General features: G+C 33.6%; 18 protein-coding genes. 14 read left to right on the top strand and 4 right to left on the bottom strand.

What is annotated here, in order from left to right; translation table 11 throughout:
• The first annotated feature begins 283 nt into the window (after positions 1 to 283).
• From EV201_RS05445 to EV201_RS05380, 14 genes are all read left to right on the top strand, one after another.
• Entirely contained in the window at positions 284 to 751 is a 468-nt protein-coding gene (locus EV201_RS05445) for a nucleotidyltransferase domain-containing protein (protein ID WP_207224396.1), read from the top strand.
• Positions 752 to 866: 115 nt separating this feature from the next.
• On the top strand, positions 867 to 2,090 hold the full coding sequence (wecC, locus tag EV201_RS05440) for a UDP-N-acetyl-D-mannosamine dehydrogenase (protein ID WP_130306368.1): 1,224 nt from the start codon (positions 867 to 869) through the stop codon (positions 2,088 to 2,090).
• Between the two features lie 134 nt (positions 2,091 to 2,224).
• Positions 2,225 to 3,454 (top strand): non-hydrolyzing UDP-N-acetylglucosamine 2-epimerase, encoded by a 1,230-nt coding sequence (gene wecB, locus EV201_RS05435; protein WP_130306367.1) that lies wholly within the window; start codon positions 2,225 to 2,227, stop codon positions 3,452 to 3,454.
• 11 nt (positions 3,455 to 3,465) lie between these two features.
• Entirely contained in the window at positions 3,466 to 3,891 is a 426-nt protein-coding gene (locus tag EV201_RS05430; RefSeq protein WP_130306366.1) for a serine O-acetyltransferase, read from the top strand.
• A 27-nt stretch (positions 3,892 to 3,918) separates the two neighbouring features.
• Positions 3,919 to 5,223 (top strand): lipopolysaccharide biosynthesis protein, encoded by a 1,305-nt coding sequence (locus EV201_RS05425; protein WP_130306365.1) that lies wholly within the window; start codon positions 3,919 to 3,921, stop codon positions 5,221 to 5,223.
• Positions 5,224 to 5,257: 34 nt separating this feature from the next.
• A complete protein-coding gene (locus EV201_RS05420) occupies positions 5,258 to 5,842 on the top strand; it encodes an acyltransferase (protein ID WP_130306364.1) in 585 nt (194 codons plus the stop codon).
• Between the two features lie 13 nt (positions 5,843 to 5,855).
• Complete coding sequence (locus tag EV201_RS05415) at positions 5,856 to 6,902, top strand: GNAT family N-acetyltransferase (RefSeq protein ID WP_130306363.1); 1,047 nt, start codon at positions 5,856 to 5,858, stop codon at positions 6,900 to 6,902.
• Positions 6,903 to 6,906: 4 nt separating this feature from the next.
• Positions 6,907 to 8,319: a glucosamine inositolphosphorylceramide transferase family protein gene (locus EV201_RS05410; protein WP_130306362.1), complete on the top strand. Its 1,413-nt coding sequence runs from the start codon at positions 6,907 to 6,909 to the stop codon at positions 8,317 to 8,319.
• Between the two features lies 1 nt (position 8,320).
• The gene (locus EV201_RS05405) at positions 8,321 to 9,508 is read left to right on the top strand and encodes a glycosyltransferase family 4 protein (protein WP_130306361.1); all 1,188 of its coding nucleotides are present in this window, start codon (positions 8,321 to 8,323) and stop codon (positions 9,506 to 9,508) included.
• A 1-nt stretch (position 9,509) separates the two neighbouring features.
• Positions 9,510 to 10,772, top strand: coding sequence for an O-antigen ligase family protein (locus tag EV201_RS05400; protein ID WP_130306360.1), 1,263 nt, complete (start codon positions 9,510 to 9,512; stop codon positions 10,770 to 10,772).
• A gap of 190 nt (positions 10,773 to 10,962) precedes the next feature.
• The gene (locus EV201_RS05395) at positions 10,963 to 12,156 is read left to right on the top strand and encodes a hypothetical protein (protein ID WP_130306359.1); all 1,194 of its coding nucleotides are present in this window, start codon (positions 10,963 to 10,965) and stop codon (positions 12,154 to 12,156) included.
• Positions 12,157 to 12,166: 10 nt separating this feature from the next.
• Positions 12,167 to 13,120, top strand: a complete 954-nt coding sequence (locus EV201_RS05390; protein WP_130306358.1) for a N(5)-(carboxyethyl)ornithine synthase — start codon at positions 12,167 to 12,169, stop codon at positions 13,118 to 13,120.
• Between the two features lie 208 nt (positions 13,121 to 13,328).
• Positions 13,329 to 14,336, top strand: coding sequence for a glycoside hydrolase family 88 protein (locus EV201_RS05385; protein ID WP_207224395.1), 1,008 nt, complete (start codon positions 13,329 to 13,331; stop codon positions 14,334 to 14,336).
• A complete protein-coding gene (locus tag EV201_RS05380) occupies positions 14,323 to 15,036 on the top strand; it encodes a WecB/TagA/CpsF family glycosyltransferase (protein WP_130306357.1) in 714 nt (237 codons plus the stop codon). The genes EV201_RS05385 and EV201_RS05380 overlap by 14 nt, the downstream gene beginning before the upstream one ends.
• A gap of 182 nt (positions 15,037 to 15,218) precedes the next feature.
• On the opposite strand, the gene EV201_RS16355 is transcribed toward EV201_RS05380, so the two are convergent.
• The 4 genes from EV201_RS16355 to EV201_RS05370 all read right to left on the bottom strand — a co-directional run bounded on the left by EV201_RS16355 (position 15,219) and on the right by EV201_RS05370 (position 20,565).
• Positions 15,219 to 15,368 carry a hypothetical protein gene (locus EV201_RS16355; protein ID WP_165389595.1) on the bottom strand — a complete coding sequence of 50 codons (150 nt, stop codon included), beginning with the start codon at positions 15,366 to 15,368 and terminating at the stop codon, positions 15,219 to 15,221.
• Positions 15,369 to 15,891: 523 nt separating this feature from the next.
• A complete protein-coding gene (locus EV201_RS16350) occupies positions 15,892 to 16,047 on the bottom strand; it encodes a hypothetical protein (RefSeq protein ID WP_165389594.1) in 156 nt (51 codons plus the stop codon).
• A 151-nt stretch (positions 16,048 to 16,198) separates the two neighbouring features.
• Complete coding sequence (locus EV201_RS05375; protein WP_165389593.1) at positions 16,199 to 17,110, bottom strand: carboxypeptidase-like regulatory domain-containing protein; 912 nt, start codon at positions 17,108 to 17,110, stop codon at positions 16,199 to 16,201.
• A 2,060-nt stretch (positions 17,111 to 19,170) separates the two neighbouring features.
• Entirely contained in the window at positions 19,171 to 20,565 is a 1,395-nt protein-coding gene (locus tag EV201_RS05370; RefSeq protein WP_130306355.1) for a capsule assembly Wzi family protein, read from the bottom strand.
• Between the last annotated feature and the right edge of the window lie 208 nt (positions 20,566 to 20,773).

The raw sequence follows: 20,773 nt of genomic DNA, 5'->3' as shown, positions 1-20,773 counted from the left end.
TCAACCTTTATTTGGTCACAAATAGGCGTTGTTTAGTCATGAAAATTGGGTTGATAAGAATGAATGTAATCAGTTTTCCAGCTTTGCTGGTCCCGATAATTCGGGATTAACTTTTAACCTTCTTTGTCCGCCGTAGCAGTTTTTCTGCGAAGGAGGCCTTCAACCTTCAACCTTCAACCTTCAACCTTCAACCTTCAACCTTTAACCTTTAACTGTGTTAGAAAGTTTAATCACCTCAAAAACGAGGATCAAAATATTGCTCAAGTTCTTTCTGAATGTTCAGATGAAATCCTACTTACGCGGCCTCGAGGCTGAGTTCGGAGAATCATCAAACGCCATTCGTTTAGAGCTAAACCGCATGGAAGAGGCAGGTTTGTTGCAGGCTGAGACCGAAGGCAATCGTAAGGTTTTTCATGCCAATACCAGGCACCCTCTTTTTAATGATTTACATTCCATTATCCGCAAACACGTGGGTTTGGATAGTATTATCGAAGAGATAGCTGAAAAGTTAGGTGATTTAAAGCGGGTTTACCTGACAGGATCCTTTGCCAAAGGGCAGGATTCTAAAGTGATTGACCTGCTATTTGTGGCAGAATCTATTGATAAGAATTACCTCAACACTTTGGTTGAGAAAGCAGAGGATTTAATTAATAGGAAAATTCGTTTGCTAACAATAAAACCAGAAGAGGAATCTTTGTTTCTTAAGAGTGAAGCTTGCTTTTTGGTTTGGTCTAACTCTAATGAACGCTAATTAAAACGAATTATACTAATGTGTTTGTTAGTGTAATTAGCTGTACTTAGTGAAATTTATCGTTGGAAATGGAATTAGATATAAAGAAATAATAATATATAGAAGTAAAATTAAAATGAGCACAAGAACAATCAAAACAGCCTGTTTTATGGGCTTGGGTTATATTGGCTTGCCAACAGCAACCATCGCGGCCCATAACGGTATTAAAGTATTGGGTGTTGATGTGAATCCCAATGTGGTTGAAACCATTAATCGTGGTGAAATTCATATTATAGAGCCGGGTTTAGGCGACATGGTGAAAACGGTTGTTGATAACGGATCTCTGAGAGCCGCTTTGAAACCTGAAGTGTCTGATGCTTATTTTATTGTGGTTCCTACTCCTTTTAAAGGGGATCATGAGCCCGATATCACCTTTGTGGAATCTGCAACACGTGCTGTTATTCCATTATTGAAGGAGGGTGATTTGTATGTGATTGAATCGACTTCTCCTATTCATACGACAGATAAGATGGCAGCTCTGATCTATTCTGAAAGACCAGACTTGAAAGGGAAATTGCAGATTGCTTATTGTCCGGAGAGAGTTTTGCCGGGTAATGTGATTTTTGAATTGGTCAACAACGACCGTGTGATTGGTGGTGTTGATGAAGCTTCTACTCAAGCTGCAATTGATTTTTACCGTTCTTTTGTGACGGGTGAACTACATGCAACAAATGCTCGTACGGCGGAAATGTGTAAGTTGACCGAGAATTCGTCTCGTGATGTGCAGATTGCCTTTGCTAACGAATTGTCTTTAATTTGTGATAAAGCAGATATCAACGTTTGGGAGCTGATTGAATTAGCAAACAAACATCCTCGTGTGAATATTCTACAGCCGGGTTGTGGTGTTGGCGGACACTGTATTGCTGTTGACCCTTGGTTTATTGTTTCGGAATACCCTGCAGAGTCCAATATTATTGAGCAGGCTCGTAAGATTAATAACTATAAAGCCTTCTGGTGTGCCGAAAAAGTACACAATGCGATGTTGGAATTCCAATTGAAAAATGGTCGCGAGGCCAAAGTTGCCTTAATGGGATTGGCTTTTAAACCGGATATTGATGATTTGCGAGAATCACCAGCCAAATATATCGCTCAAAAGGTGATGCAACGTGCCAATAATGCGGATATGATGGTGGTAGAACCAAACGTGAAAGAACACAATGTGTTTAAATTGACCAACTACAAAGAAGCCTACGATAAGGCTGATATTGTAGCTTTCTTGGTGTCGCATAAAGAATTTAAAGGATTGACAAAAGGAGAAGATAAGGTAATCCTTGACTTCTGTGGCGTAAATAAATATTAATAAGGTTAAACCTTATTTTAATGATCGTCAAATTCTCGGAAGGGATTAATGTTGAGAAACTTATAAGGGTAAGTGTTGATCATTGTAAATAATCTGTGAAATTTGTGTAATCTGTGGTTATTTAAGAAAAGATTATGAAGAAAATAATGTTAGTGTTTGGAACCCGACCTGAAGCCATCAAAATGGCCCCACTGGTTAAGGAGTTCCAAAAGAATACGGAACAATTTGAAACCATTGTTTGTGTAACGGCACAGCACCGAGAGATGTTAGATCAGGTTTTGGACCTGTTCGAAATCAAGCCCGATTATGACTTGAATTTAATGAAACAAGGACAGGATTTGTATGATGTCACTTCTCGTGTCTTATTGGGAATGCGTGATGTATTAACTGAGGTAAAACCTGATTTAGTTCTGGTACATGGTGATACGACGACGTCTACAGCTTCTGCATTGGCTGCTTTCTATCAGCAAATTCCTGTGGGGCATGTTGAAGCAGGCTTGCGTACACATAATTTATACTCGCCATGGCCTGAAGAAGCCAACCGTCAGATGACAGGTCGATTGGCGACTTATCATTTCTCACCAACTGAGACGAGCAAAAATAATTTATTAGCTGAGGGCATTAAAGATGAAAATATTTTTGTGACGGGGAATACGGTGATCGATGCCCTTTATATGGTCTTGGATCAAATCAAAGAACGCTCAGACTTGAAAGAACAAGTGGAGTCCAAACTTATAGCAAGTGGATTAAAGAGTGAGGTTGTAGAACACTATATGATGAAAGAGTTGTCTGCTACTCTTGATCAACCATTGACTAATGACCATTCACTAGTGACCGACGAAAGTCGCAGACTCGTTTTGATTACTGGTCACCGTCGTGAAAATTTTGGCAATGGTTTCTTAAACATCTGCAACGCTATCAAACAATTGGCAGAAACTTACCCAGATGTAGATTTTATCTACCCAATGCATTTGAATCCAAACGTTCGTAAACCAATAAATGAAGTTTTTGGATCAACTGACAACGGACAACTGTCAACTGACAATGTTCACTTCATTGAACCATTAGAATATCTACCCTTCGTTTACTTGATGTCCCAATCTCACTTAGTTTTGACGGATTCAGGCGGAATTCAGGAAGAAGCTCCAGGCTTAGGTAAGCCGGTCTTGGTTATGAGAGATACAACAGAACGCCCTGAAGCTGTTGATGCGGGGACGGTGAAATTGGTTGGCACTGATAAAAATAGAATTATTAATGAGGTAGCAGCATTATTAGACGATGAAGCTTATTATAATTCGATGGCTAAAGCCAATAATCCTTATGGGGATGGAAAGGCTTGTGCTAGAATTGTTGCTTTTAATTAAAATTATTTAAAATGTTAAATGCATACTGGCTTTATATAGTAGCAAGAAAACTATATCAATGGCATATACCTATAATTCCTAAAATAATAAAGCTCTTGATTTTTCTTATTTACAACTCAGCTATACCCTATACTGCCAAAATCGGAAAAGGATCTAGGTTTGGTTATGGAGGAATAGGTGTTGTTGTCCATAATGATGCAGTAATTGGTGTGAATTGTGATATTGGATCAAATATAACAATTGGGGGAAAGAAAGGTTCAAATGGAGTTCCTGCAATAGGAGATAACGTTGAGTTAGCTACAGGATGTCGAATTATAGGAAACCTTAAGATTGGTGATAATTCTATAGTTGGCGCCAATGCTGTTGTAGTGAAAGATGTTCCATCTAATGTTGTTGTTGCTGGAGTGCCTGCGAAAATAATAAAACACATAAACTAGAAATACTAATAGAATAACTTATTATAGATGAATTTTTTATTAAAAGTCAAAAGTGTTCTAGAAAATAAGTTTGTAAATGGTAGTTTATGGACCTTTATTAGTTTTGGTATAGTTGGAGTTGCTGGACTAATTCTACAAACATTAGTAACCAATACATACGGAATAGCAAACTTGGGGGTATATTCTCAGATTGTGTCTTTTTACGCTCTGTTTTCATGCATTTCTGTTTCTGGAATAGAGAGCTCTACATTAAAGCATACATCCGAATATAGTAAAGATAAAACTGCTTTAGCTATAATTTATAGCTCATCACAGCTTTTAATTATAGTTTGGTCAACATTGGTTTTACTTGCATTATCATTTACTATATACTTTTTACCTAATGTTTTTAGTTCCAACGAAGTTAGACATGGGCTGCTATATGTTCTGCCTGGTATATTTTTATTTGCTTTAAATAAAAATTCTAATTCATTTTTATCAGGACTCAGAAATATGAAACTCTATTCGTTAATTAAGATGTTACGTTGGGGTTCATTAATGATTTTGACAGGTATACTATGTATTGGTAGAGTCGATTTTATTATAACACTTAAATGTTACACAGCTGTAGAATTGATGTTATTTATAATCTTCGTTTTTATAAATAAAGAGTATATTAGATTTGTTAATACTTCGAACAAGTGGTACAAAATACATTTTAAGTATGGCGCTGTAAGCATGGTCTCTGTTATTCTAAGTGCAGTACAAAGTAATATAATGATTTTAATAAGTGGTTATTATTTGACATTAAATGAAACTGGATTGTTTTCTCTTTTAATGATGTTTTCAAACGTCTTTCTTTTAGTGATAACAACCATACAAGTCAATTTTAATCCAGTCTTTGCAAAAGATTGGGCAGACGGAAGTATTGAACTAATAAATGAAAAATTAAGTAAAATTTTTAGAGTAACTAAATATTCAGCACCATTAATGTTTATATTGGCAATGATTACATTCTATGTGTACGATCTATTCTTTATTAATACTGAGGTTAATTCTATTTACTATTTTGCAATACTTTCAATTGGAACAGTAGCTGTTTATTTAATTGGATGGACTGCTCCCATGTTAACAATGGCTGGCTATATAATTGGTACAATGCATCGGAGTATTTTGTTGTCCATAATTCAACTAGTTTTTCCTGTGATTTTATTGCCACTATTCGGATTTGAAGGTGCAATATTTTCATATTTATTTGTGCAAATAATATCTGTCTTTATTGGTGTTGTTTTTATAAAGTACTATCTAAAAATCAATCTATTAAAAAATTTTTTCTATGCAAAACTTGGATGAAAAATATTGAGGAATACTATAAAAACTATAAATAATGCTTTTACGTAAATTATTAACCCTTATTAATCTTATCCGCTTTCGATCTTTTAATATTCTTCGGAGCTATCTATATAAAATTTATTTTTTGTGTAGTGGGCTGCAATTTGGAAAAGGCTTAAGGATAAATGGAAAGATTTTTATTCTAGGATGGAATTGTAATATCAAATTGGGGAGAAAAGTAACTCTAGAATATAATTGCCTATTATTAGCTGGTAGAGAGGGGAAATTACAAATAGGAGATAGTAGTTCTGTCTCATACGGGACAACAATAAATGCTGGTTTTGGTAATATTACAATTGGATCAAAAACAATGATCTCTGCAAATTGTTATATAATTTCTAGCGACCATAATATCCATGATAAGTTAAGTGTTGTTGACTCTAATCATATTATCGAAGATATATTAATCGGCAATAATGTTTGGATAGGGGCAAATGTTGTTATTACTAAAGGATGCAAAATTGGTGATGGGGCAATTATTGGGGCAGGATCTGTAATAACATCCGATATTCCTGCTATGGCAATTGCTGTGGGAACTCCAGCTAAGGTTATCAAATACAGACAGTTCAATTCTAAATAATCGATTTTTTAAAATGGAAATTAAAATATATTCAGGTTCTGAAATAGAAACTATCAAAAATGATTGGAATGAATTACACAGTAAAGATAAACATGCTATATTTTATAATTCTTATTCTTTTGTTTCCATATGGATTAAACACTCTGTGGATCCATCATTAATACAAATAATTACAGTTAAAGAGGGGAATACCATTTTAGGATTATGTACGTTATTAAAATCTAATTCAGGTCCTCGATATCTAAAAAAAGAAATGATATCGTTTATAGGTGGAATTGAATTTGGAGATATTCTTATCGATAATTCTTTTAGTGCAAAACAAACCATTGTTAAACATCTATTTAAAGGGATATTATCTGTTGTAGACTCACGAATATGCTTAACAAAAATACCAGATAATTCACTTCTGCTTTCTTACTTGTTAAAGACTCACGATTATAACAAAAATTGCGTAAGTCGGATAGAAGTTCCATATGTAGATCTGAATAAATGGAATGATTTTGATAATTACAAAAATAAATGTTTGTCAAAGAAATTAGTAAAACGTAGAAAGAAATTTAGTAAAGAGAAGGATTATGAATTTTCATGTTTAAGTGGCACAGAAATACCTTTTGATGAAATTGTTGAGTTACATCAAAATAGAGCTAATGATGCTAACAGAGGGGGTAGTGTATTCGATAGTAAATTCGATCTGTATAAAGAGCTTGTCTCACTAGATGAGTCGTATTGCTTTTTAATTAGAGTAAACGGGCTTATAGTAGGCTATAGATTAGCCTTTTTATCTAATGGTGTTTTGTATTCTTGGAATACAGCTCATAGTCCTCAATATGATATATATAGTATTGGTCAGGTATTAATATACGATACAATAGAGTATAGCTATAATAATATTGATGACGTTGATAAATATGATTTAGGTGGAGGAAGATATTCATGGAAATTTGAATTAACACCCGATTTTAGAACTATCTACGAGTTTAGACTTAATACTAAGCATACTAAACTATTTAACTTTGTCGACTCGTTAGAATACGGACTAAGAGGATTCTTTAAAAAATAGACTTATGAATATTTCTGTTATTGTAAATGAAGACTCTTTAATACAGGCAAGCCATTTTAATAAATTAATTACTATTAATAAGCTGCCCATTACAACTATTTGCAATATTACGAAATCGACTAATAGTAGCAGTTGGGGTCTGAATTTTATACACTTTTACGAGAGCTTCTTAAACAGAACCACAAAAAAATGCCATTTCGTTAATAAGATATCTAGCGATTGTTTCTGTTTGAATTTAAGTTCAGAGTCTAAAAGTATTACTAAGGGCCTTTTTAATATTAAGATTAATGGGATTCCCTTTGCCTACGAATTAGATTGGTTTAATGACATTATTGTTAATAAACGTAATTTTATTTCGGTTTCATATACCCTTAAAGAGGCAATTGGCATAGAAAACGAGTACGAATTTAAAACTCGTCCTGATTATCTGTTTTTATTTAGAACAAGACATGAGATTTTAAGCAAGCTTCTCACAATTATATATATAAAATCCACTCTTGGTAATTTAGTTACAGATAGTGTATCTTACCTTAGTAATGATATTTCAACTAGTAAGTTGTTTTATAGATTAATGAAAAATCTATTTGCAAAAACAATAGATAGTCTATTTTATAAAACACAATGGCAAATACAATATAAACTAATAGATTCAATTGACGAGTGGATAACACTTGTGCCGCCTAAGGATCGCTTTTGGGCCGACCCTTTTCTAGTTGAAGAGGCAGGTAAGTATTTCCTATTTGTCGAAGAGTTGATATATAAGAAAGGATTTGCTCATCTTTCTGTAATGGAAGTAGATGAGAAAGGAATAGTTACAGATAGTGAAATCATATTAGATAAGGGGCATCATCTTTCATACCCTTATGTATTTTTAGATAATGGACAATATTTTATGATTCCTGAGACTGCAAAGTCAGAAACAATAGAACTGTATAAATGTATTGAATTCCCTTATAAATGGGAATTTTCTATGAATTTAATGGAAGGAATTCTTGCTTCTGATACTAGTGTTGTAAAACATGATGGTCTGTGGTGGCTTTTTACTTCAGAGAAAAAATTGACTAGTGATGGCTATGATTCTTATTTGTCTATATATTATTCTGATGATTTATTAACAAATAATTGGACTCCAGTAAAGAATAATCCTGTAAAGGTTGATGTTAGAGATTCTAGATGTGGAGGATATATATATGAGAAGGATAATGAGTTATTTAGAGTATCTCAAAATTGTTCAAAATGCTATGGGTACGGTTATAATATTGCAAAAATAACTGAATTATCTTCAAGTGTATATAAAGAAGATATTATTGATATTATTACTGCGGACCAATTACAAAAAGGCATAATTGCTACTCATACTTTTTCGGTTAGTAATGAGCTTGTTACGAGAGATATACTTAAACGCATAAAGGGTTGATATGAAAAAGGGATTAATTATTGGGGCTTTGCCTATGGCATATGGTGGGAAAACACCTGGTGGTATTGCAACACATATTCATGGCCTAGTACAAACGTTAACTAACAATGGATATTCAATAGATTTATGTTATCATAAACCTCGCAAACCACATCAATTTAAAAAAATACAAGTTTTAGGTTGTGGTAAAATTGCATATCTTTTCAATGTTATAGTAGGATTTATACTTCTTCTACTTAAGAATAGGAAAATACTATTTATCATACCATTAAATAGCGTTGTATTTGCCTCTTTTTATTATAGATTTCTCTCAAATTACCTTAAAACAAATAAAATTGATTTTGTACATGTACACTCTTTATCCAATGTATCACCAATTATATTAAAACAATTGAGTGTTAATTGTAATGTAATTGTAACCGATCACGGTTTTTGGCAAAAACCTAATCTTAAGAGTAATAAAAGGTATCTATCTCTGCTAAAAAAATCTTTTGAATGTTCAACAAACATTATTTATATCTCGGATTATGCCTACAACTACCATTTAGATTATAAATTGGGTGATTTAAAAAAGTTGGTCAAAATACCGAATCCTATTGATTTCACACTATTTAAAAACGAAACTGACATTATAAAAACAGGTAATGCAAATAAAAAAAATATTTTCTTTAATGGCTTAACACACTCTCTATCTATAAAACGATTAGATATTTTATTAGAGAGTATCGAAAACGACGAAGTACTAAAGAAAACCGTTATACTTAAAATTGTTTGTAACAAAAATGGTCACGATTTTGTAAAAAGTAAAAAATGGAATTTTGATTTAGAACTATTTGATCGACAACCAATAGAGTCAATCCTTAAACTATATACAGAAGCTAATATAATGGTTTTGCCAAGTAAAAGTGAAAGCTTTGGATTAGTATATTTAGAGGCTCTTGCAATGGGTATCCCTGTTATCGGTTTTAATAAAGTAATCGACGAGTTTAAAGAGCAATTACAAACATATATTGGAGAATCTTTTGATTCGAATATTGAGTCTCACTTACAATTAGCTCAAAAAATAAGACGCGTATTAAGTAGTGATTTTAATGGACAAGGGGTTCAATCAAAACTGCAACTAGTCTACTCGTGGAATAGGCAGATTATTGATTTTATTAAGTTATACCAAGATAATATTACTGACTAAAATGGGATTTAAAATAAAACGACTTACGAATTATCACGAGTGTTTATTTTTTGTTGTTATTATACTATCCATTATAGTAGATATGATTAATGGATATCTGCAAAATATTGTTGGTATTGATACTCCAATCGGTGTTATTTTCCGTGGTGTAGTTATGATTTTTCTCTTTTATTCCTATTTAAAAAGTCGCCTAACCTCATATAAATTTGTTTTAACACTTAATATTATTCTTTTTTTTATCGCGAGTATTATATGGTATCTGCTAGAAAGAGAGGCTAATATCTTCCTTGAATTAAATATGATATCTAAGCTTTTCTACTTTTATCTTTTTTTAATATACATTGAAAGGTACGAGTATAGAATAAATACTGATTTTAGTATAAAACTAGGGGTTTATTGGGGGATAATATCGTGTAGTATCAATATACTTTGTTTTTTTACAGGAATTGGGGTGAAAAGTTATGGAGATGATTTTGGATTTGGGGTAAAAGCCTTTTTTACAGGCGGTAACGATTTCAGTTTAGCATGTATAATGAGTCTGTCATTAGCTATTCTATATCTAGCAATAAATCGAAATTTAAAGTCATATATTATTCTTTTAATTATAGTTACAGGAACTCTCTTAATAGGTACTCGTAGTGTAATAATAAGTGTTCCTTTAATTTTAATTACTTCTGTATTTTACATTGGTTTTATTAAAGATAAGCAACTTAATATCTCACGTAAGACAAGACTGTTTTATAAATGGATTTTGGGTGGAGGAATTCCTGCAGGTATTTTCTATTTAGGTTATTGGTTTATTCATAATTTAGCGGACGATTATGTATTAGAAAGAATGACAACTGCAGGGTTTAAAAGTGCCCGAGGTAGTTTAATTGAGGGAGCCATATCGTCAATAAATAATTTTAACGGCTTAGAATGGATTTTTGGACGCGGTTTCACGGGCTCATCAGCCTATGTTGGTAATTATATGAGTTTAACATATAAACGAATGATTGAGGCTGACTTTCACGAGATTATATCTTCGTATGGTTGGTTCTTTGGATCTAGTTTATTATTTATTTTTGTTTCCTTATTTTTTAAGAGCTTTCGATTTTTTGTCAAGGAAACAACTTTTTTATCAATTATTTTATTTTTAAGTTTTAGTTTAATAATAGGTCATAGTATTTTTGCAGGACACGTAGTGTTTAATGCAATGTTAGTTCCTTTTTTTGGAATTTTTTATCTTTTATTACTTAAAGAAACTAATGCCAAAAACGTATAATTTTAGTTAAGAGTAAATTTTATTCAAATCGATTTTATTTGTTTTTTACCCTGATTATTTTTGCCTTAGCTAGTTTAGCAGGTCATGTATTTTATTCGACTATTTCAATTCCATCTTTTGTGATAATACTTGTTTTAATGCAATCAGAGTTAGATAGGAAACAAATTTAAAATATGTTTAACAGTTTTTTATGGATATTAAGAAGTTTTTCAGACACACTCCTTTATATAAACGAACATATAGGAATATTTTAAATTTTGATGAGAGTCATTTGGATACTTATTTTGGGAAGTTTAAAGAGGATGTTGAGTTTTATAAAAAATATAAGCAAGATAATCTTCTTGATTGTCCAATATTGCGAAAAGATGAAGTTCTAAATAATGAAAATTTATTCTTGTCTAAGAAATATCTAAAATTTACATTATTAAAGTCATCTACTGGAGGAACCTCAGGGAAATCCTTAAACCTTTATCGTAGTTATAAAGATGTAATTCGCGAGATGTCATATGTGGATTACGCTTTTAGTTTAATTGGTAATGATTTAAATGTTGCAGTTCTAAGAGGAGTTAGACCTAAGAATGGACTAAGTTCCTTTATAAATAATAAATTAATTTTGTCATCTTATGACTTGACTGCGGATACTATACAAGAATATTTGACGTCTATTAAAAAGTATAATATTAATTGTCTTCATGCCTATCCTAGTTCACTGTTAATATTTTTGAGGATTGTTGTAGAATTAAGGTTGGAAAAAGAACTTTCCGGTATTAAAGGAATATTAACAAGCTCAGAAATTTTTAGTATTGAGGATAAAATTTTTGTTAAATCAGTATTGCCTGATTGTGAATTGATTGATTTATATGGTCAAAATGAACATGTGGCTTTTGCCATATCAGTAAATTTAGGAAAGTACAAATTTTATAATAGTTATGGTTATACTGAATTTATCCCTATTGAAAGAGATGCTGATGGTAATCAAATTGCAGAAATAGTATCAACAGGATTTATAAATGATGCAATGCCATTTATTCGCTATGGAACGGAGGATTATATTGTTTTAGATGATTCTGGTATGGTAGTATCTATTTTGGGGCGATCACAAGATTATGTATATGATTTTGATAGGCAGCGTATTCCATGCACCGTCTTAACACGCCCTAAAACATTGGAGAATGTATTGTCATTTCAATTTTTTCAAGAGAAATATGGGGTAGTTGAATTTCATGTGACAGTTAATTCATCATTTGGAGAAGATGATATTCAAAATATAATTTTGGACTTTAAGAATACTTTTGGCGAACGAATTAGTGCTATAGTTAAGGTGTGCCCAAACTTACCTAGAACAAAACGAGGTAAACTAAAAAGATTAATACAAAACATATAAATTTTATCTTATGAAAACAATTGGATTTCCTATTTCGGTAAAAGAAAATGAGAATAGACGTGCTTTGCTTCCTATTCATTTAAGTGGTGTGAAATATAAAAATCAAATTTATATTGAATCAGGTTATGGTGATGTTATGGGCTATACTGATGACGATTATTCTAGTTTGGGAATTAATGTAGTATCTAGAGAGGAAGTTTTGTCAAAAAATATTATTTGTGACCCTAAAATTGGGGATGCAGAATATTTAAAAGATTTGTCGTGTCAAACTATTTTTGGTTGGGTACATGCTGTGCAAAATAAAGAAATTACAGATGCGTTAGTGAAGAATAAATTGTCGGCGTATGCTTGGGAAGATATGTTTGAAGATGGGAGACATACCTTTTATAAGAACAATGAAATTGCAGGTGAAGCTGCAATAATGCATGCTTATACTTTGCATGGTTTATTCCCTTATAATACTAAAGTAGCTGTTATAGGAAGAGGGAATATAGCAAGAGGAGCTTTGAAAATATTGACTGTTCTTGGTGCAGATGTAACTGTTTATGATAGAAGAACTGAGAGTTTACTTCGAAAAGAAATGTCTGAATATGATGTTATTGTAAACGGTATTCTTTGGGATACCAATAGAACTGATCATATAATTTATAAAAGCGATTTATCTATAATGAAAGCTGGAGCTTTGATTATAGACATTAGTTGTGACGCAGCCGGTGCGATTGAAACTAGTGTGCCTACGACTATTGAAAATCCTATTTATGTTGTAGAAGGAGTTACCCATTACGCAGTCGATCATACGCCATCATTATTTTATAAAACAATATCATTTTATTTGAGTGAAATCGTTTCAGGTTATATCGATGATATTATAACCGATAAACCTAATGAAGTTTTAGGTAATGCCTTAATTATTGAGGGTGGTCAAATTGTAGATGAACGAATTAATATCTTTCAAAATAGATAGATTGTAATCAATGATAAGCAGCATTCAAATAAGTTTTAATCAATTAAAGAAATATTGTGAGGATTGCAACTTTAAAGGCTGGGATCCTTATGATGGATTGAATTCTAAGATATTCCAGTTTTTCCCCTTTAAGAAATGGCCTCTTGCTAGGTTGATTTGGATACAAACTTTTAAAAGGAATCCAATAAATTTACGTAAGCTATTACTTGTGTCTAAAGAGCATAATTCTAAAGGGATAGGCTTGTTTTTAACAGGATATTGTAATTTATACAAAGTTGCCCAGTCAGGTTTTACTGAATTTGGTACGCATCAGGAAATTTTATCCAAGATAAATGAATTGGCTTTACTTTTAATTTCAATGCAATCCAAGGGGTATTCAGGGGCATGTTGGGGATATAATTTCGATTGGCAGGCCAGAAGATTATTTCTGTTTCCCAATAATACGCCTACTGTTGTAGCAACTACTTTTTGCGCAACGGCCTTAATGGAGGCTTATGAGATAACTAAGAATCAAACTTATCTGGATGTAGCCTTATCTTCGGCTAATTTTATTTTAAATGACCTAAATAGAACGAAATGTGATCAGGGCTTTTTGTTTTCATATAGTCCTCTGAAAGGGAATAATACAGTATATAATGCTTCTTTATTGGGTAGTAAGTTATTAAGTCACTGTTACCATTATACAGGAAAAAATGAGTATGCTGAAGCCGCAAAGCAGTCAGTCTTGGCATGTATTGATGGGCAGGAAGAAGATGGCTCTTGGGTGTATGGTTTATTACCTGTGCAAAATTGGAAAGATAGTTTTCATACAGGGTATAATTTGGATGGTTTAATTGCTTATCAAGAATTCACAAAAGATCATTCCTTTAAAGCACATATTGAAAAAGGCTTTAACTTCTATATTCAAAACTTTTTTAAAGCTGACGGTACTCCAAAATATTACCATGATAAAACATATCCCATTGATATTCATTGCCCTGGTCAGTTGTTGATTACGCTGTCACGTATAGGTAAAATGAATGAATATTCAGATTTAGCTCAAAAGGTTTTAAATTGGTCAGTAGAGAATATGCAAGACAAAAAAGGATTCTTCTATTATCAATTAAAAAAAGGGATGAGTTCAAAAATATCTTATATGAGATGGAGTAATGCCTTCATGTTTAATGCGATGTCATATTATCTATTAGAGAAAAGTAAAATTGATGAAAAGTTGTAATATAAGGCCATGTATTGTAAATGGGATAAACGTTTATCCTTTTGTAAATTCCGATGATTTATTGCATAATTTTGAAGCAAAGGGAGGAATACTAGTAGCTGTTAATGCTGAGAAAATATTACATGCAACAGATCAAACCCGTGATATAATTAATAGAAATATAGGTTATTCGGATGGTATTGGTGCTGTGTGGGCTCTAAAAAGTAAGGGGTATAAAGATGTGATAAAACTACCAGGTTGTGAATTATGGCTCAAAATTATAAGTAAATTTTATAAAGAAAAGACATTCTATTTTGTAGGTGGTAAACAAGAAATTATTGATGCAACAATTTTTAAATTAAAATCAGAGTTTGAAGGTATTAATATACTTAATTATCGAAATGGATATATTAAAAGTACTGAAGAAAAAGATCTTTTAATTAAAGATATTATTGAGAAACAACCTGATGTTGTATTCGTGGCTATGGGCTCACCTAAACAGGAGTTGCTTATGGAAGAAATGATGAAATCTCATTCGGCTATTTATCAAGGACTAGGTGGTAGTTTTGATGTGTATACTGGAAATGTCAAAAGAGCACCACAATGGTGGGTATGTAATAATCTAGAATGGGCTTATCGTTTGATCAAACAACCATCGAGAATTAAAAGACAAATATATCTTATTAATTTTCTCTTTTTGTTGTTATTGAAGAAATTTTAAATCAATAAATCATATTTTGGAATGAAATAGAAAGGGTGAAAATCAATTAGATTTTCATCCTTTATTGTTTACGTTTATATATATACAAAATGAGCTCATTGCGAATTTAAGATATTAAAAAAGCCTGAAAGTCTCCACACAACTTTCAAGCTTTTAAATAACTAACTGTTTGGAGTCAGTTATCAGCCCTCTAAAACTAAATCTAAAATTTTTGATGCATTTTCACTATCCCCCTGATTAAGGATGCGTTCAGCCAGTTGAACAATTTGAGAAATGGTGGGGTTGTTTTCAATTTCCTGTGCAATGTCCTGAGGTAGGTTTCCGAGTTCCATTTGATACTATTTTTTTGTTTAAAATTTCTGCTTCAATTTTGGCAATGATCATGCCAAAGCGGTTCATGGAAAGCTTATTTAGTTTTTGGTTGTTTAGTAATTGCAAATGTAAAATATAGAGGGGAGAGTTTGGCTTGTCAAATCTGTCAAGTTAGAGCGAAGGTCAATAAAAGTCAAAGAGTCTTGAAAGTCAAAAGGTCAAAAAGTCTGGAAAGTCAAAAAGGCCAAGAGTCTTGAAAGTCAAATGGTCGAGTGTTGCATAATAGATAATTAATTTCATGCACCATAGTTTAAGCGCAGGTGAGTAACTGACAATAGTTCTTTTAATGCGAGATAGCTTCGTCATTCTTACTCACTACCGAGCTTGCGAGATCTCCGGAGGTCATGACAATAAACAATTAGCCTTTCTCTTTAATTAGTGTTCATTAGTGCCCATTAGTGGTTAAATATTTTTTTTCATCTGTGTCATCTGCGTTATTTACTCGCAAGCTCGTTAACATGTTAGTGGTTTAAACTATTTTTTTTATAAAACCACCACCACCTCGCTCACTCGGGACTCCTCCTTTCCTTCGACTCCGCTCAGGAACCAGGAGGAGAAATTGGGGCTGGCTTTTGATTTTTTGTTTTTGGGACTTTCCTTCATGAAAATGGTACCCTCAAAACGGATTGAGAGCACCATTATCATAGCAAGTTTTATTCAAACGACCATTGATTAATAGAGGTCAAAATTTTTTGGTTTTAGCCTTTTTTACTTTAACCTTGAGCTCCTTTAGCCTTTTTATCCGCCGTAGCATTTTTACCAGCGAAGGAGGCCATTATCCTTGAAAACGTCAGTTTTCCTCCGTTTCCATCTCTATCTCCAGTACGTTTGTTTCTCCATAGCGATGGACCAGCTGCATGCTGATACTCTTATAGGTCACCGCCTCAACCCTCATATTAAAAGTGCCGGGTTCCATCGATGGAATCCTGAAGCCCCCTTTTTCACCTTTACATGTATGATCGATATTCGCTTCAGGAATAAAGATATGTGCTTGAGCAACGGGTTGTTTGGTCTGTTTGTCCAGAATATGCCCCGTAATGGCAATCTTTTTGTATCCCACCTTTTCGATATCTCTGGCTTCTACATAGGCCTTGTAAAGTTCGGGATCGTCAAGCTCAAACATCGACTTCATCACCCGGTCCAAACGGTATCTCAGGATATTGATGATTTCTAAAGAGATATTGCCAAGGTCATTATTGGCAATTTTGGATATGCTTTGCAGTTCCCTGGGTTTAGGAATCAGCGTATTATAAGCCTCTGTTAAGCTTTTAAGTTCTGTAAGCATCTCGTCAGTTACCCCGGTATCCGCCAATTGCTCTCCCAATGCCTCGCAATAGTCTATTGTTAACGCCAATCTCGAATTGAGCCGTTCATCTCCGTATTGCGCATAGGTTATTTTACTGCCTTTAAAGTTGGGCAAGTCGTCCAAATTATTGACTTTGATGCAATAATTGTAAATCAGTTGATTCACACGGCCCAGCTGTTCGGCAACCTTGTCTTTCTTGTTCTTTTTCGAGAGCGTTGTTCCCTTATAATTTTTTTCCCGAATGGCCCAGGCCCTTTCAAAATTGAGCTTTAGACTCAGAAAGAGAGCAATAAGCTCCTTAACCACAGGAATGGCATCGAGTTTCACCTGATAAAGTTCTACGAAATCACTAAATCGTCTTAACATTTCTCTGATGTTCATATATTTCTTTTTCATATCATTATAATTTTGTAATATCTGGAACCTATCCTTAGCATCTTTCATAACTGAGGCGATAGCATTTAGCAATGTGCCTCTGTATCAGATGTGTTCATCAGGCATTCCATGACATTTGTTTTAAATACAATGGATTGTTTGTATGAAAGACATTTAAAGCCTGCTGCCTGACCCTCTTGATGTTTTTTATAAAGCAGATCAATGAGGCGGCATATTTTCCATCCAGGCATGCAAGCTTCAACGTCTTTAAATCAGATGTGTTTCATAGGCAGTTTATTTTAGCGTTTATGAAAGTTGTTCTATTTGTTTTTTTTATTAGATCGCATCCGCTCGCCCGATATTTTGGGGCCTGCGAAGGTGACTAACTGAGATCTCTTTTTGCTGTAGCCTTTAACCTTTTTTATCCGCCGTAGCAGTTTATCTGCGAAGGAGGATAGTGATCTCCCAAATCGCACTGACTCCTGTTCAAATCGCACTAACTCATAAACCCAATCGGATTGGCTCCTGTTCAAATTGGATTGACTCATAGACCCAATCGGACTGACTCCTGTTCAAATTGGATTGACTCATAGACCCAATCGCACTAACTCATAAACCCAATCGGATTGGCTCCTGTTCAAATCGCACTAACTCATAAACCCAATCGCACTGTCTCCTGTTCAAATCGCACTAACTCATAAACCCAATCGGATTGGCTCCTGTTCAAATCGCATTAACTCATAAACCCAATCGGATTGTCTCCTGTTCAAATCGCACTAACTCATAGACCCAATCGGACTGTCTCCTGTTCAGATCGGACTGACTCATAGTCCCAATCGCACTGACTCCTGTTCAAATTGGACTGACTCATAGACCCAATCGCACTGTCTCAACTTCATATTTAATGAATTGGAGTCTCATTCTGATATGTTCATTTGTTTTTGCTTTTGTTTAGATGCTATTGTCAATCTGCTGTAAGAGATTTAACGTATGCGTATACCATACGAACAGAGTCCAAAGAGGGGGGGGAGACGTGTAAATAAAAAAATGACCGTCTCATAAAGAATTGAGATAATCCAATTCTTATTTTAAGGAAAATAATAAGTTCTGAACGTTTGTTGAAGAACTTAGTGTGACAACATTGATTTGCTTTATAAAATCATAAGTAAAGTTAAAGAATTATTTCCTTAATAAAAAAATCTTTTTTTTTTCTTATATCATGAAAAACAGTCCATTGATCAGGTTTATTTATTGTTTTATCACAGGTATTAAGTGCCTTGGGTATGATTGCCAATGACCAGTGACTAATGACATTATTTAAGCTTTTTCCTATTAATTAGTGCTAATTAGTGTTCATTAGTGGTTAAATATTTTTTCATCTGTGTCATCTGCGTCATTTACTCGCAAGCTCGTTAGCATGTTAGTGGTTTAAACTATTTTTTTTTATAAAACCACCTCCCCCTCGCTCACTCGGGTACTCCTCCTTTCCTTCGACTCCGCTCAGGAACCAGGAGGAGAAATAATGGGTTTAATTAGTGTCCATTAGTGTTTTTTTAAGGTCTGAAAAGTCAAAAAGAGCAAGTTTAATAACGAGTTGCGATTTTTGCAAAACAAAACTTTCCTCTTTTAGGGGTAATGGAGTGAAGCGGAATTCGACGAAGTCCACTGAAGGGGTGCTTGAGTTGATTTATGAACTCAATGAAGTCCATTAAAAGGGTGTTAGAACCGAGCTTATGTGTCCAATAAAGTTCATTTGCTCGCGCTTGTTAACATAGAAGTGGTTTAAACTTTTATTATATCGTGCTAATTCACCCCATTCTGAACCTATACCTAGAAGGTGGGACCGCACAAGGGGGGCGGAGCTATTGATAACATACGGGAGGTGTTTTTTATAGAATACATAGAGAAACCTGAAAGATTTTTTACAGCTTTCAGGCTTTCTATTTCTCAATAATGTTTATAGCCATTCAATCAAATTTGTGCTGATTAATGATCATGAGTGGTTTTTATCCTTTATACTTTTCACTTTAACCTTATGTCAACGACTGCATAAAATTCTATATTCTTCAGTCCAACATGGTTTATTTGAAGATTCCTTTCTTAGATAATCTGATAAAGAAACCCATATTATCTTTCAACAATTCGCCCTGGTCCACAGCACAAGCCAAATTAATTTGGAAGGGGATCTTTTGTACTGGAAGATTGACTTCTATCAGTCCTGAAAATTGATTTAATCCCGAATCATCGGGATTAAATGGATCTTTATTTGTACCGTAATTCTTGGAAAAGCTGAAGTAGCTTTTATATGGGATAGATCCTATAAAACCTTGAACACCTATATGGATAGCTTTGAACCGATTATTGATAATTGTTTCGTTACTGTCATTTTTCCCATTGATGAATAAGGGAGAGCCAATGGTTCTGCCATAGTGAGTCCAGCCTGATTGGTATTCGCTATGATTAAAGTAGTTGTCATTTCCACGATAATGTTTTCCATTAAAATCACCTCTAAATCTTCCTGATTGATCAGTGGTATGATAAAATTCGATTAAAGCGGATTGAATAAATGGATACCCTTCTTTATTATTTTTAAAATGCAAACCATATAGGCCATCAGGGAAATTTTCTGATTTTCTGCCTGATCCATCTTCAAATATCGAACGGTAGTAGGCTTGCAAGTTGAAGTTTTTTGTATTGTAATAAGCATCCAGGTGAAAAGACCCAATATGATTTCCCAAGCGGTAAGCATCGTTGCCAAAAGTCCCTTCTTTATCGCCAGTACCTGTAAACACCTTGTAATATTTATCTAAGGATCTTGAAATGTCACCATAGTCAGGATGTGTTCCAGCCCATAAGGCATAGTGCTCAATCCCTCCACTAATACTAAACCTCTTGTCTTTGAACAAGCGAATAAATAGGTTTTTATGATGGATGAGTGCATGGTCAATATAACGGTCATCTGTTGTAACCCCATCAGATAATAAGCCTTTAAAAGAGACAATGCCTTCCAGAAGTGGAATATCAGTCCATTCCGGCACTGAGATTTCATATTTGGGGTAGGATCTGGCATTGTTTGAATAAAGTAGATTCCCGTTGGTGGAGGAGAGTCCATCAAAAGCAATAGCATCTGATTTCTGCCCCAATGAGAATTGAAAGATTTTCCATTTCATAGAAAGATAAAGATTATCCAATATAAGCTTAGATTCATGTCCTGTATAGGCCACAGCACTGGCTTTCCACATTACATCAAAGGCTTTCTTTGGTTCTTGATTAAACTCTGTTCCCAAAGCAAAATCACCCATCAGGTAGCTCTTATTGGGTACCAAACCTTTTTTGTTGGACTGTAACCAAAAGGGAACGTCCTCTTTTGTTCCAAAAGAAGAAGAGGCCCCCACTTCATACTTTACCTTCTTTTGTCCATTAACCAGGCTTGCAATTGCAATCAGGTTAAGGATCAATAAACTTTTAATCTTCATATTCTATATATTGTGTTTTTTTTAACAAGTTTAAATCTGATTTGAGAAAGGCTCAGGTCAATCTATTTTTTATGTACAACGTTCAAAATGTTATATTATTATTAACAAAAGCACCGCAAGTTAATCTAATTCGATTATTAAGAAAAATATTGTTTTTAATATTATGATGTTTTATTTAAAGTAGAAAAACCTCAAGGGACAAATGGTC

Source organism: Ancylomarina subtilis (assembly GCF_004217115.1).
GTDB lineage: Bacteria > Bacteroidota > Bacteroidia > Bacteroidales > Marinifilaceae > Ancylomarina > Ancylomarina subtilis.
This window is presented reverse-complemented; position numbering and strand designations above follow the sequence as displayed.